This window comes from Mesorhizobium sp. P2_B11 (assembly GCF_056404855.1).
The window spans coordinates 189368-203049 of the sequence record NZ_JBFUDF010000004.1; the positions used below are offsets into that span (position 1 = coordinate 189368).

Consider the following 13682-nt stretch of genomic DNA (forward strand, 5'->3'; position numbering starts at 1 on the left):
AATCTATAATCGATATAGAAGTCGTATGCAATCTATTTTGAGATGAGGGCGAGCGTGAAAAAGAGAACCATTTTCGTATTGGGATCGACCCTGATGGCGATGTCATGGGCGGCGGCATTCGCCACGCTTGCTGCTCCTGCGCAGGAAGCCCCTTTGGTGATCGATCCGAGGCAGGAGGCGCCGTTCGTCAGACTGGTGTCAGCAGTGCCGGTGACCGGATCAGAACGTGGCTTCACCGGCATCATCGCTGCGAGGGTGCAGAGCAATCTCGGCTTTCGGGTCCCCGGCAAGATCGTGGAACGGTTGGTGGACGTCGGTCAGGAGGTCAAAGCCGGTCAGCCGCTGATGCGGATTGACGATAACGATCTGCGCCTAGCGCTTTCGGCGAAACGCAATGCCGTTGCGGCAGCGCGTGCATCGGTTGTTCAGACACAGCCGGATGAACGGCGATACGCCAGCTTGCTTGGCAGTGGGTGGGTTACACCGCAGCGCTACGAGCAGGCGAAGGCTGCGATGGATACAGCCGAGGCGCAACTTGCCGCCGCCGAAGCCGACGCACGGGTCGCCGAGAACGAGGCGGCCTACGCAGTCCTGTTGGCGGACGCCGACGGAACGGTGGTTGAAACGCTTGGCGAGCCGGGGCAGGTCGTCGCTGCGGGCCAGCCGGTGATCCGGACCGCCAAGGCCGGACCGCGCGAAGCGGTGGTCTCGCTTCCCGAAACGATCCGGCCGGCGATAGGCTCGCCAGCCGAGGCCAGCGTGTATGGTGGCGATGAGCGTCGCTATTCGGCGCATCTGCGGCAGTTGTCGGACTCCGCCGATGCCCAGACCCGCACGTATGAGGCCCGCTATGTGCTCGACGGCGAGGCTGCCGCCGCACCGCTTGGCGCGACGGTAACCATTCGGCTCGCAAGCCAGGTGAAACAGCCGGAGGTCCAGGTGCCGCTGGGAGCCGTGCTCGATGACGGCCGGAAGACCGGCGTATGGGTGTTGGACAGCGCCGCCTCGACCGTACACTTTCAGCCCGTCCAGCTTGTTCGTGTAACCAGCGAAACCGCTGTGATCTCCGGATTGAACGCCAACGTTCCCATTGTGTCGCTCGGCGCTCATCTCCTTCAGGAAGGCGCTCGCGTCAGGACTGAGTCCGAAAGCGGGAGCAACTGATGAGCTTCAATCTTTCCGCGATCGCCGTTCGCGAACGCGCCGTCACCCTGTTCTTCCTCCTTCTGCTGGTGGCTGCCGGCGCCTACTCGTTCCTCATGCTCGGCCGGGCGGAGGATCCGAGCTTCACCATCAAGACCCTGACGGTCACGACGGCATGGCCGGGCGCGACGGCGCGCGAGATGCAGGACCTGGTCGCCGAACCGTTGGAGAAGCGGCTTCAGGAGCTGACCTGGTATGACCGGGTGGAGACGACCACACGACCAGGGTATGCGTATATGACGGTCACTCTGAAGGACAACACACCGTCATCCGTCGTGCAGGAAGAGTTCTACCAGGCTCGCAAGAAGCTCGGGGATGAAGCCCGCAATCTGCCGTCCGGCGTCTTCGGCCCCTTCGTGAACGACGAATATTCGGATGTGAGCTTCGCCCTTTATGCGCTCAAGGCCAAGGGCATGCCGATGCGGGAACTGGCGAGGCAGGCGGAGGTGATCCGCCAAGACCTCCTGCACGTGCCCGGCGTCAAGAAGATCAACATCCTTGGAGAACGCCCCGAGCAGATATTCGTGGAGTTTTCCTTCGCCAAGCTGGCAACCCTCGGCGTGTCGGCACAGGACATCGTCGCCGCCTTGCAGCGGCAGAACACCGTCACACCGGCCGGCTCGATCGACACAAGGGGGCCGCGGCTCTTCATTCGGGTCGACGGCGCCTATGACAGCGTTCAGGCGATCGCCGACACGCCGATTGTCGGTGCGGGACGAACGCTGAAGCTCTCCGATATCGCCGAGGTCAGCCGCGGCTATGAAGACCCTCCCACATACCTCATCCGGCGTCAGGGCGAGCCCACCATCATGCTCGCGGCGGTCATGCAAGAAGGCTGGGATGGTCGCGCGCTCGGCAAGGCACTGGAGGACAAGACTGCCGCGATCGTACAAACATTGCCGCTCGGCATGACGCTCGACAAGGTAAGCGACCAGGCCGTCAACATCACCTCGGCGGTCGACGAATTTATGTTGAAGTTTGCAATGGCTCTCGGCGTCGTGCTGCTGATCAGCCTGCTCAGCATGGGCTGGCGCGTCGGCATCGTCGTGGCGGCTGCCGTTCCTCTGACGCTTGCCGTCGTGTTCCTCATCATGCTGGAAACCGGCCGGTTCTTCGACCGCATCACGCTCGGCGCCCTCATCCTGGCACTTGGTCTTCTCGTGGACGACGCCATCATCACCATCGAGGTGATGGTGGTGAAGATGGAAGAGGGCATGGACCGCATCAAGGCGGCGGCCTACGCGTGGAGCCACACTGCGGCGCCGATGCTATCCGGAACGCTCGTGACGATCGCCGCCTTCCTGCCGGTGGGTTTCGCGCGCTCGACGGCTGGCGAATACGCCGGCAACATCTTCTGGGTCGTGGGGTTCGCCCTCATCGTCTCCTGGATCGTCGCGGTGGTCTTTACGCCCTATCTCGGCGTCAAGATGCTGCCAGCGATCAAACCGGTCGAAGGCGGTCATCACGCGATCTACGACACGCCTAACTATCGACGTTTGCGGCGGCTCATCACCTTTGCCGTGCGCCATAAGTTTGTAACTTGCGGTATCGTCGGGATCGTTTTCGCGCTTTCCGTCGTCGGCATGGGCGGCATCAAACAGCAGTTCTTTCCGACATCCGACCGCCCCGAGGTGTTGGTGGAGGTTCGCCTGCCGGAAGGTGGTAGCATCGAGACAACGACCGCCGCCGTCGAGAAGCTCGAAAATTGGCTGGACCGCCAGCCCGAGGCCAAGATCGTCACCAGCTATGTCGGTCAGGGCGCTCCGCGCTTCTTCTTCGCCATGGCTCCGGAACTGCCTGATCCTGCCTTCGCCAAGATCGTCGTGCTGACCCCGGACGCCGAGGCGCGTGAGGTGCTGAAGCACCGGCTCCGCGAGGCGGTGGCGCAGGGACTTGCACCCGAGGCCTATATCCGCGTCACGCAGCTCGTGTTCGGCCCCTACACGCCGTTCCCGGTCGAGTTCCGGGTCATGGGACCTGATCCCGCGCAACTCTACGGCATTTCCGAAAAGGCCCTAGACATCATGCGGGGCGTCCCGGACGTGCGGCAGGCCAACCGCGACTGGGGCAATCGCACGCCCGTGCTTCGCTTCGTCCCGGATCAGGATCGACTGAACCTCATCGGCCTCTCGCCGGCGGAGGTGGCCCAGCAACTGCAATTCCTTCTCACCGGCATCCCCGTTACGCAGGTCCGCGAGGACATTCGCAATGTCCCCATCGTGGCACGCAGCGCCGGCGGCGAGCGGCTGGATCCGGCGCGTCTGGCGGACTTCTCACTCGTGAGCCGAGACGGCCGCTCGATTCCGCTCGACCAGATCGGCCATTCGGAAATCCGTCAGGAGGAGCCAATCCTGAAGCGCCGCGATCGCACGCCCGTCGTCACGGTCCGCTCGGACATCAATGAGGCGGCCCAGCCGCCGGAGGTCTCCAAGGAGATCATGGAGGCCCTTCAGCCGCTGATTGCGTCCCTTCCGGTCGGCTATCGCATCGAAATGGGCGGATCAATCGAAGAGGCTGAAAAGGCCAACACCGCACTGGGCAAGGTCTTCCCGGTTATGATAGCCGCCATGTTGATCGTCATCATGCTGCAGGTGCGATCCTTCTCGACGATGTTCATGGTTATGCTGACGGCACCGCTTGGCCTTGTCGGCGTCGTGCCGATGCTGCTCACCTTCCACCAGCCCTTCGGGTTCAATGCCATTCTGGGCATGATTGGACTGGCCGGCATCCTGATGCGCAACACTCTGATCCTGACCGAGCAGATCAAGGAGAACCGTGCTGCCGGCATTGACGACTATCACGCCGTCATCGAGGCCACGGTGCAACGCACGCGGCCCGTCGTTTTGACCGCGCTTGCCGCCGTGCTCGCCTTCATCCCCCTCACGCACTCCGTCTTCTGGGGTTCAATGGCCTATACGCTGATCGGCGGAACGGCGGCCGGCACGGTGCTGATCCTGCTCTTTCTTCCCGCGCTCTACGCAGCGTGGTTCCGGATCAAGCCGACTGCTGATGAGTCCCATGAGATTTCGACGGAGGAGTCGGAACTGCGACCAGCAATGGCTACCGAATAGAACTCTGCCGTGTCGGACGCCTTCTTCCTGGTCATCCGGCTTGGCAGCCCGTTCATCGCCTATGCCATTCTGGTCAACCTGACCATCGGCTTCGTCAACAAGCTGACGTTGCAGATCCCGGTCTATTTCATCTCGCTGCCCTTCGTCATCGCCGGCGGCATGATCATCTTCTACTTCGCCATCGGCACCATGCTGTCGCTGTTCGTCGACGGCTTCGTCGACCTGACGCTGGCGAGGTGAGATGACCACACGCAAGGAACGGCTGAAGAAACTGGTCAAGGTGCAGGAGCAACTGAAGGCCCTGCACGAGACCCGCCATGCGAGTTTCCTGGCGGCGGCGGCAACCGCCGAGACCGAGGCCAAGGAACTGGTCCAGCACTTCGACGCCGACCAGTCGATGGCGGTGCTGTTTCCCGACCTTTACCATCGCCGCATCGCCAATGCCCTGGTCCGGCAGGAGGCGAGCCTGGAAAGCGCCAGGCAGGGGTTACGCTCATCGCCACGGCGACGGCGCGCACCAACATGGTCGAGCGCGCCTACAAGGACGTGCGCCGCCAGGACGAGCGCGAACGCTCCGACCGTGACCGGCTGGATCTCATCGCGCAGAAACGGGGACAGGAATAACTTCGGCAGTTAATAGCCGTCACTTACGGGCGATGTCCGGCTCCGCCTCGTGGGGCAGGCTGTATTGCGTACGGCCGGCAACCTTCGGGCTCGGATGGAAGCGCGCGCCTTTCAGCCACAGCTTCAGCGCTTCCCAGTAAATGCCGGCAACGATTTTCAGCGTCAGAAGGGGAAACTTGACCAGGCACGCGCCGAGATCGGGCGTGGCAAGCCGGCGTGCGGCGCCAGCAAAAGTCGCCGCCAGCAGCGGCTCGCCATTTTCCGTTTCATGGATGCGAAGCCGGACCGTCTTGCCCGGCGGCAGGATGCGAAAATGATAGCGTGTGTCCATGCCGATAAAGGGCGAGACATGAAAACGCTTGGCCTGCGTCTGGCGCACGCCGGCCGGACCGAGTTCGCCCGGCCGGATCGGCGAGACATAAATGTGCTGGCCGCCGAACGTGTTGCGCACCGCATAGATCAGGGTGGTCAGCGCGCCGGCCTCGTCGTAACAGAAATAGACCGAGATCGGGTTGAAGACGTAGCCGAAGATACGGGGATAGGCGAGCAGCAGCACCCGCGCCGCCGGCTTTCTCAGACCGGCATCAGCAAGCAGCCTGTCGACATAGACCCGCAGCGTTTCGCCGGGCAAACTGACATGGTCGCTCTCGTGGAACGACGCCAGACCGGGCCGGTTCACGCCGAGCAGCCATGACATGCGGCCGAGCTCGGCCAGCCTGTCTATGTCGACCAGCAGCGAGAACACGCGATAGATAAAGCGGTGGCCGAACGGTTTTAACCGCGCATGCATGACCTCACCGGGATAGAGCACGCCGGCCGCCTGTGGCGGCGGGCCGTTCTGCTCCAGTGTGGTGACACGTTCTTCCATTCCGATCAGGCCCTATTCAGCCGCCAGCAGCATCTTGGGCAAGACCGCCTTGCCCCGCCGCCACGGCACTTCGGCACCGAGCGCGATCGCGGCATCGAGGCCTGAGCGCAAGCCATCTTCGTGAAAACCGTGGCCGGTCCATGCGCCGGCAAAATAGGTGCCGCGCACGCCCTGTATGTCGTCGAGACGGGCTTGTGCCGACAGGGAGCGTGCATCGTATTGCGGATGGTCGAACATCCATTCGCCGAACACCAGTTCGGGACGCGGCTCGACAACCGGGTTGAGCGAAACGAACAGCGGCTTGGTGGCGTCGATCCCTTGCAGGCGGTTCATCCAGTAGGTGACCGACACTTCCGGCTCTTCACGGTCACAGGAGCAGCGCAGATAGTTCCACGCCGCCCAGGCGGCCCGCCGCTTCGGCATCAGGCGCGGATCCCGGTGCAGCACGACCCGGTTGGGGCGATAGGGTATGGCCGACAGGATGGATTCCTCGACGCTCGACGCATCGCCGAGCATCGCCAGCGCCTGGTCGCTGTGAGAGGCGATAATGACGTTGTCGAAGCGCTCCGGCGCATCGTCGCCCGCCCACACGGTAATGCCGAAGGCGTCGCGCACCATGATCTTGACTGGAGACGACAGCCGCAGCTGCGATGCGAGCGGCGCCAGCAGCTTTTGCAGATAGTTGCGCGAACCGCCGCTCACCGTGCGCCACATCGGCCGCGTATCATTGTCGATCAGGCGATGGTTTTCGAAAAAGCTGATGAAACTGGCAGCCGGATAGTCCAGCATTTTCGCACGGGGCGTCGACCAGATCGCCGCCGCCATCGGCATCAGATAATTGTCGCGAAAGCCGGCGGAAAAACCGCGCGTGCGCAGATAATCGCCGATCGAGACATTGCCCAGCGTGCCGGCGTCCCGCTCGGCGATACAAGCCTTGTTGAAGCGCAGGATCTCGCGCAGCATCCACAGAAAACCGGGCGAGAAGAAATTGCGCTTCTGGGCGAAGATGGTGCGCAAAGTCGAGCCGCACCATTCGAGCTTGCCGCCGTCGAGCGAAAGCGAGAATCCCATGTCGCTCTCATGCGTGGCCACATCGAGATGCGAAAACAGCGCGGTGAGATCCGGATAGGCCAGTTCGTTGTAGACGATGAAACCGGTGTCGACCGAAATCGGCGTCCCGTCATAGTCGATGTCGACGGTTGCGGTATGGCCGCCGGGACGGTGCGAAGCCTCATAAAGGGTGACGTCTGAGGTCGGATGCAAGGCCCATGCTGCGGCGGCGCCGGAAATCCCTGAACCGATGACAGCAATCTTCTTCCGGCCGTGCGAAAGGCCACGGCTAATCGGCACGAGGTTCATCAAGAATCCTTGTTTGAAATCAGATCGGTAAGGCGCTGAGAGCGCTCGGGAGCATGTGTAGATACGGCAGGATCCGGCGTGAGTTTCACCGTGCCGTCAGCTATTTCGCCGCACCACCAAGCGGCGTCGACCCCGCGACATGAAAAGGCTTCTGTCTGAACCAGTCGCTCGCATCGTCAGCGGGCGCGCGACCAGTTGACCGACTTGCAAACCAACCCGCCGACGAGGCAGCCGCGCGTGACCAGTTTCTGCCCGCCGACCTTGAGCTGGATCGCATAAGTCAGCGCGCGCTTGGCATCGAAAGCCTTGCCGCTCAGCGTGTCTGAGGATTTCGGCTTCAGCGTCATCACAAGCTTGTCGCCAACGGCCTCACCGCCGCTGGTGTCCTTGATCCAGACGTTGGTGGCACAGATGTTCGAGCCGCAGGGAGCGATGCGGACCTTTGCATTGCCGTCGCCGCGATTCCACACGCCGCTCGGGTCAGGTGCCGATGCGGCAATTGCCGATCCGCAAAACAGGACAAAAAAGAGGAGGCCTACCGCCGCTGCCAGTCGGTTCATCATTCACCCTGTCATCTCGTTTTGCGAAGCTACGGGCGACAGGCGGAACGAGTTTCGGCCGCTCGAAACTATCGCCGATAAAAACCGTTGCTGAACCACAGCCAACGCGATTTTGGAGCGGACATGATCAAGACTTACGGCATCGCCTATCTCACGACGGCGGTCGTGTTCCTGTGCATCGACGCGGTCTGGCTGACGGTGATGGCGAGCCGGCTTTACAAACCGCTGTTGGGGCCGATGCTGCTCGACAGTTTCGACGTCAAGGCGGCCGCGCTTTTCTACATCATCTATATCGCCGGCGCCGTCTTCTTCGCGGTGCAGCCTGCCTTTCAGACGGGCTCGTGGACGACCGCGGCGGTGAATGGCGCCGCGTTCGGTTTCTGCGCCTACGCCACCTACGACCTGACCAACCAGGCGACGCTGAAGAACTGGCCCGTCGCGATTACCGTCGCCGATATTTGCTGGGGAACCGTGCTCACGGCAGCCGCGGCGACGGCAGGCTTTCTCGTCTCCAGCGCTCTGTCGCGAACGGCGTAGCAGCGCTCAGCGTTTGGCTGCAGCGCCAATCAGGTTCATCACGAGAAGACCGATGAAGGCCGTCAGCGTGCCGGCGCTGAGCGCATTCATCTTCAGAAAGCTTGCATATTCTTCCGCCGAATAGAGATGAACAGGCGCACCGTAGCGCCCATGCAGCACCGTAAAGGCCAGCATGCCGACAACCGCGATGCCAATCGCAATAACGCGCTCGCCTGGCCGAAACAGCACGAAGCCGAGCAGCACGCAGGGCAACAGAAAAATCTCCACGCCGGAAGCGATGCCGAACACTTTGGCGCTCAGCACCGTATTGCCGATGCCGGCGAGCGGCAGCAGCGCACGCCCGGCACGGCTGTTGATGCGAGCCAGTGCCGGTACGGCGAGGAAAAACGGCGTCGAGAGGAATGTGTAGAAGGTCGGCGCAATGTCGGGTCCGACCGCCCAATAGACATAGAGCGGATAGAAAGGCTGGTTCCACAGCACGACAAGCGCCACCAGATTGGCGGTGGCGACGAGAGGGTCATCATCGGCGAAGTAGGCCTTCGCCGCTCTCCAGCCTGCTCCCAGCATTCCCGATCGAACCGGTGTTGCCAAGCTACTCGGCCGCCCGCAGGCGATAGTGGCTGACGCCCCATTCCTCGCCATTCTTGTGCCCGAACAGCCCGGCGGTGGCGAGGAAGAACAGCCGCCAGCGGCGCCGCCAGATCAGGGCGTCCTTGCCGTAGACGTCAGCGAGAATGTGGTCGATCGCAGGCAAGTTGGCGTCCATATTGGCAAGCCACTGGTTTGCCGTGCGCTGGTAGTTGCGGCCGTTCCATCGCCATTCCTGCTCGACGTCGAACAGATCGGGAAAATGCCGGATCAACTCATGGCTCGGCATGATGCCGCCGGTGAAGAAATGCTGCGCAATCCAGTCCGACTTGTCGCGATGGTCGAAGCGGTAGGACCGGCTCTTATGCGTAAAGACGTGGATGAACACACGCCCCTCCGGCGCCAACCAGGACCGCACGCGTTCGAGCAGTTTCTGCCAGTTCGCCATATGCTCGAACATCTCGACCGAGACGATCCGGTCGAACCTCCCGTCCGGCTGGAAACTGTTCATGTCGGCCGTGATGACGCGGACGTTTGCAAAACCTTTTTCCCGCGCCTGCGCTTCGATGTAGGCCCTTTGCGGCGTCGAGTTGGAGACCGCGGTGATTTTTGCGTCGGGATAGCGCTCGGCCATAAACAGCGTCAGCGAACCCCAGCCGCAGCCAAGCTCGAGAATGTGCTGGCCATCGGCCAGATCGGCATGCGCGACGGTCTCCAGCAGGGCAAGCACTTCGGCCTGCGCCAGCGTCTCGTCACCCCTACGGTAAAGGCAGGAGGAGTATTTGCGCCGTGGCCCGAGCACCAGCCCGAAGAATTCAGGCGGCAATTCATAATGCTGCTCGTTGGCGGCGTCCGTGTGCTCGGCAATCGGATACCCGGCCATGGCGCGGACGAACGCCTGCTCATGCGAGGCGTTCTTCTCCGACAGGTTTCGACGCGTACGCCCGACCAGGAAGTCTATACCCGTTCGAGTCACGGGATCGGGGAACGGGCTGCGTTCGACGGTGCGGATGGCGGATGCAATGAAGCTCACGATGCCTTGCCTTTCGATGTCTGTGGAGAGGGGTGGCGGGGCGGTCCCGGCCAGAATGCATTGACGCGCGCCTGGTAGGCGCGGAACTTTTCGCCGCGTGACTTCACCATGTGCGCCTCGAGCGGCGGTATGCCGGAGACATGCACCAGCAGCCAATACATGAAGACCGGGCCGGTGCCGGCGACCCAGCACCACGGATAGGCGCCGGTCAGATCGAGCGCGATCGCGACATAGGCCAGCCAGCCCAGCCATTCGAAGAAATAATTGGGATGCCGCGAAACACCCCAGAGCCCCACGTCGCAGACCTTTCCCTTGTTGCCTGGATCGTCGCGAAACCGCGTGAGCTGGCGGTCGGCAACGCCTTCGCCAACAATCGCAATCACCAGGATGGCGATGCCCAGCCAGTCGGAGGTCTGCAGCTGTGGCGCCGGATTGCGCGCGGCCGTGAAGATGGAAAGGGCAAGCAGCAAGGCTGCCGCAGCCTGGATCTGCAGAAACCAGAACAGCCGGCTCGGAAAGGCCTCACCCCATTCGCTGCGCAGCTGCGCGTAACGCGGATCGTCGCCACCGTGCAGGGTTCTGATGACGATGTGCAGGCCAAGCCTGATCGACCAGATTGCCGCGAGCAGAGCAACGATCACGGCCCGTGTCGTCACATGCTGCCAGTCTGACAGTGGAATAAGCGCCACGGCGACGCCGGCAGCGCCCACCGCAAACGACCAGATCGCATCGACCCAGCCCGACTTGCCGCTGGCGACAGCAATGGCCCAGGCGATCGACATGACGAGAGACAGGCAAATGCCCACGCCGACAAACAGAATTACAAACGTCACATCATGGCCCTGCACGATCACCTCGGTCTCTCGGGTGAGGTACGCGTTGGGATGGCGGCAAGTTTCCCGTGCTCTCAGAGTTTTGCCGGACCAGCAATTTCATTCGACGCCACGAACCGAATTCTGACCGGCAAGCCTGCCACAAGCTTGTTGAGGCATGGTCGCTTCAGGAAACCCGGCAAAGAGGCGGACTTTCTTGGCGATTTCTCCACCCAGTGACATCGTTCTCGATGTTGCCCGAGCCGTCGACCCGACGGATATCGAGGCTGCCCGTGCCGCGCTCACCAAGCGGGCCAACGGCGTTGGCGGCGCCTTCTCTGTCGACATGGCGGCTTCGGTCGATGCCGGCTCGATCCTGTCGCGCGCCACCGGCGACAAGGCCGCGGCGAACGCCGATCCCGCCAGCAAGTTCAAGAAATTCGAGGCGATGGTGTTGCAGACCTTCATTCAGAACATGCTGCCCAAGGATACCGAAGGCGTCTACGGCAAGGGGCTGGCCGGCGACATGTGGAAATCGCAGCTTGCCGAGCGCGTCGCCGATGTCATGGCCGAGCGCGGCGGCATCGGCATCGCCAAGTCGCTGCTGGCCGACCACTACAAGGACGGCAAGCGCACCGTGCCGATCGGACCGGTATCAACCGGGCCGCAAAAGACCGAGATCGACCAGCAGACCCGGCTCTCCACCTCGCTGGTCGAGGAATTGCAGCGCAAGGCCGCACGGTCGATGACCGGCGACGAGACGACCATCAAAACCGACATCAAGATCTAGACCAGGATTTTCAATGGCCGATTTTTCAAAATTCTCTTCCAACCTGCCGGCGCGTACGTCCGAGGCGCCGATCCCGTTCGCCCGGCCGGGCAACCTTGCCGCCATCATCGGCCGCATCGAGGAGGCGGTCGAGGAAGAGACGGCGGGACTGAAGAACGACACCAGCTATGATCTCAAGGCTTCCAACGCCCGCAAGAGCCGCTACCTCTATGAGCTGACCCGCGCCATGAAGGGCGCCAACGAGATCGAATTCCTGGAAGAGCATCGCGACAGCCTGGCGCGGCTGCGCCAGAAACTGGCGAAGAACGAAGCCGCGATCCTCGCCCACCTCAACGCCGTCAACGAGGTCGCGACGCTCCTGAAGAACGCCATCCAGCGCGCCGAGGCCGACGGCACCTATTCGGCCGGTGAATTCGGATGGGCGAGCTGATGTTTGCGAGAAGACTTGGCGGGAAAAGCCGGTGATCAAATTCATCGCCGCCGCGATCTGGATCTGCGCCGCTACGCTCGGCGCCGTGTTCTATTCGTTCCAGGCGGCCGGCGAGCGCGGCGTCGGCGAAACGCCGAAGCCGATGCTGGGCGGTCTCGACTACGTCAAGACCGACGTCATCTCGGTGCCGCTGGTCCGAAATTCCAAGATCGACGGCTATTTCCTCACCAAGCTCGTCTATACGGTCGAGCCGGCCGAGATAAAGAAGATGTCGATCCCGGCCGAAGCGCTGATGACCGATCAGGTCTATTCCTATCTCTATTCCAATCCACAGATCGACTTCACCAAAAAGGAAACCATCGATCTCGATGCTTTCCGCACGGCCATACGCGACACCGTCAACACACGCGTCGGCGCCAATCTCGTGCACGAAGTGCTGATCGACCAGGTCAACTTCCTGACCAAGGACGAGATCCGCGACAACGCCATGCGCCGTCACAAGGAGCCGGCCACGCCGACCGAATCTGCTCCGGCGGAATCGGCGCAGGCCGAGCCAGCCAAACCGGCCGCGGCACACTGACCTCGCCGCAAGGCTGATTTCTCTGTCCCATCCCTTCCGACTGAAACGACATGACGCATCGCGACCGCGTTGACGTTTACGTCAACTCGAAGCTATATGCGCCAAGCGACCAGGATCGCGGCACGCGCAAGACAGCGACTTCGGCACGCGCCGGTCACTGAAGCGCGGCAAAACGCAACGAGACGAGGAGAACAGTCATGAGCGTTCAGGAGATTGCCGAGAAGATGAAGTCGCGCGTGGCGAGCGCTGGGTTCGAACATTCGGTGAAGTTCGATACCGGCAGCGACGGCGTCATCGTCATTGACGGCGCAACCGTCTCGAACACCGACGCTCCGACCGACTGCACCGTCAAGCTGTCGCTCGACGATCTGGATTCGCTGATCGCCGGCGACCTCAACCCGACCATGGCGTTCATGTCCGGCAAGATAAAGATCGAAGGCGACATGACGGTCGCCATGGCGCTCAGCCAGCTGCTCGGCTGACCCCTCGCAAAACAAAACGCCGCCCATCAGGCGGCGTTTTGTTTTGTCGAGCCAAAAGCTTTTACGCCGCGCAAAGCCGAAGGCTTTTGCGCCTCGGAAAGCCGAGGGCTTACGCCGCGAAGGTAAGCGGCAGCGCCTTCAGCTTGCGCCCGGCGGCCTTCAGCGTGCCATGCGCACCGTCGAGTGCGCCCTCGACCAGCTCCAGCGCCAGCAGGCGATGCCGCTCATATGGACCAGGCATGGCCAGCGATCCGGTCTTGTCGGCCGAAAAGCCGAAGCGGCCATAGTAGGGCGCATCGCCGACCAGCAGCACCGCAGCATGGCCGAGACGCGCGGCCTCAGCCAATGCATGGCGCATCAGCGCCGAGCCGATGCCGGCGTTCTTCAGCGCCGGATCGACGGCGAGCGGACCGAGCAGAAGCGCTGCCGGGCCGCCCTCGCCCAGCCTCACGTCCCACAACCGCACGGTGCCGGTCACCGCGCCGGCCGCATCGCGCACGACAAAGGCCAGGCCTTCGGAGGGCCGACGGCCACGCCGCAGCTTCTCCGACGATTTCTTGCGCCGCATCGGACCCATGGCGCGGTCGAGCAACGCTTCACGCGCCGCGACATCGGCAGGGGTTTCGGCGACAATGGCAAGGACCGGCGAGCGGTCGACGATTTCAACTGGCATTTCCATTTCCGCGATCCTTCACGAGCGGAGCTTGTTCCACAGGCGAGCCCAAGTGGGCGACTGACGCCCACC

The 13682-nt window shown here is 62.6% G+C and carries 14 protein-coding genes and 2 pseudogenes; 9 read left to right on the top strand and 7 right to left on the bottom strand.

All coding sequences use genetic code 11. The features are described 5' to 3' along the window. Window positions 1–99: 99 nt before the first annotated feature. The 4 genes and pseudogenes from AC1DYJ_RS14430 to AC1DYJ_RS14445 all read left to right on the top strand — a co-directional run bounded on the left by AC1DYJ_RS14430 (window position 100) and on the right by AC1DYJ_RS14445 (window position 4898). Window positions 100–1164, top strand: a complete 1065-nt coding sequence (locus tag AC1DYJ_RS14430; protein ID WP_477288356.1) for an efflux RND transporter periplasmic adaptor subunit — start codon at window positions 100–102, stop codon at window positions 1162–1164. After that, window positions 1164–4274, top strand: coding sequence for an efflux RND transporter permease subunit (locus AC1DYJ_RS14435; protein WP_477288350.1), 3111 nt, complete (start codon window positions 1164–1166; stop codon window positions 4272–4274). Before AC1DYJ_RS14430 ends, AC1DYJ_RS14435 begins: the two co-directional genes overlap by 1 nt. Window positions 4275–4283: 9 nt before the next feature. Further along, a pseudogene (locus AC1DYJ_RS14440) lies at window positions 4284–4514 on the top strand (flagellar biosynthetic protein FliR); the annotation flags it as partial. 1 nt (window position 4515) lies between these two features. Next, a pseudogene (locus tag AC1DYJ_RS14445) lies at window positions 4516–4898 on the top strand (hypothetical protein). 19 nt (window positions 4899–4917) lie between these two features. On the opposite strand, the gene AC1DYJ_RS14450 reads toward AC1DYJ_RS14445, so the two are convergent. From AC1DYJ_RS14450 to AC1DYJ_RS14460, 3 genes are all read right to left on the bottom strand, one after another. Then, complete coding sequence (locus tag AC1DYJ_RS14450; RefSeq protein WP_477286308.1) at window positions 4918–5766, bottom strand: DUF1365 domain-containing protein; 849 nt, start codon at window positions 5764–5766, stop codon at window positions 4918–4920. Window positions 5767–5778: 12 nt separating this feature from the next. Continuing rightward, window positions 5779–7125, bottom strand: a complete 1347-nt coding sequence (locus AC1DYJ_RS14455) for an NAD(P)/FAD-dependent oxidoreductase (protein WP_477286306.1) — start codon at window positions 7123–7125, stop codon at window positions 5779–5781. Window positions 7126–7301: 176 nt separating this feature from the next. Continuing rightward, complete coding sequence (locus tag AC1DYJ_RS14460; RefSeq protein ID WP_477426122.1) at window positions 7302–7688, bottom strand: DUF2147 domain-containing protein; 387 nt, start codon at window positions 7686–7688, stop codon at window positions 7302–7304. Between the two features lie 123 nt (window positions 7689–7811). Here AC1DYJ_RS14460 and AC1DYJ_RS14465 point away from each other — a divergent pair, with 123 nt between their 5' ends. Continuing rightward, complete coding sequence (locus tag AC1DYJ_RS14465; protein ID WP_477286321.1) at window positions 7812–8222, top strand: DUF2177 family protein; 411 nt, start codon at window positions 7812–7814, stop codon at window positions 8220–8222. 6 nt (window positions 8223–8228) lie between these two features. On the opposite strand, the gene AC1DYJ_RS14470 is transcribed toward AC1DYJ_RS14465, so the two are convergent. Genes AC1DYJ_RS14470 through AC1DYJ_RS14480 form a run of 3 tightly spaced genes read right to left on the bottom strand, consistent with a single transcriptional unit; the run spans window position 8229 to window position 10676 of the window. Then, window positions 8229–8789 (bottom strand): hypothetical protein, encoded by a 561-nt coding sequence (locus AC1DYJ_RS14470; RefSeq protein WP_477286302.1) that lies wholly within the window; start codon window positions 8787–8789, stop codon window positions 8229–8231. A 25-nt stretch (window positions 8790–8814) separates the two neighbouring features. Continuing rightward, on the bottom strand, window positions 8815–9843 hold the full coding sequence (locus AC1DYJ_RS14475) for an SAM-dependent methyltransferase (RefSeq protein ID WP_477286300.1): 1029 nt from the start codon (window positions 9841–9843) through the stop codon (window positions 8815–8817). Continuing rightward, window positions 9840–10676, bottom strand: coding sequence for a DUF1295 domain-containing protein (locus tag AC1DYJ_RS14480; RefSeq protein ID WP_477286298.1), 837 nt, complete (start codon window positions 10674–10676; stop codon window positions 9840–9842). The genes AC1DYJ_RS14475 and AC1DYJ_RS14480 overlap by 4 nt, the downstream gene beginning before the upstream one ends. A 196-nt stretch (window positions 10677–10872) precedes the next feature. On the opposite strand from AC1DYJ_RS14480, the gene AC1DYJ_RS14485 reads away from it, so the two are divergent. From AC1DYJ_RS14485 to AC1DYJ_RS14500, 4 genes are all read left to right on the top strand, one after another. Continuing rightward, window positions 10873–11445: a rod-binding protein gene (locus tag AC1DYJ_RS14485; RefSeq protein ID WP_477286296.1), complete on the top strand. Its 573-nt coding sequence runs from the start codon at window positions 10873–10875 to the stop codon at window positions 11443–11445. Window positions 11446–11458: 13 nt separating this feature from the next. After that, the gene (locus tag AC1DYJ_RS14490; RefSeq protein ID WP_477233066.1) at window positions 11459–11875 is read left to right on the top strand and encodes a hypothetical protein; all 417 of its coding nucleotides are present in this window, start codon (window positions 11459–11461) and stop codon (window positions 11873–11875) included. A 31-nt stretch (window positions 11876–11906) separates the two neighbouring features. After that, complete coding sequence (locus AC1DYJ_RS14495) at window positions 11907–12455, top strand: hypothetical protein (protein WP_477286295.1); 549 nt, start codon at window positions 11907–11909, stop codon at window positions 12453–12455. A 197-nt stretch (window positions 12456–12652) separates the two neighbouring features. Further along, complete coding sequence (locus tag AC1DYJ_RS14500; protein ID WP_477286293.1) at window positions 12653–12937, top strand: SCP2 sterol-binding domain-containing protein; 285 nt, start codon at window positions 12653–12655, stop codon at window positions 12935–12937. A 109-nt stretch (window positions 12938–13046) separates the two neighbouring features. Here AC1DYJ_RS14500 and AC1DYJ_RS14505 read toward each other — a convergent pair whose 3' ends face one another. Further along, on the bottom strand, window positions 13047–13616 hold the full coding sequence (locus AC1DYJ_RS14505) for a GNAT family N-acetyltransferase (RefSeq protein ID WP_477286291.1): 570 nt from the start codon (window positions 13614–13616) through the stop codon (window positions 13047–13049). Window positions 13617–13682: the final 66 nt, after the last annotated feature.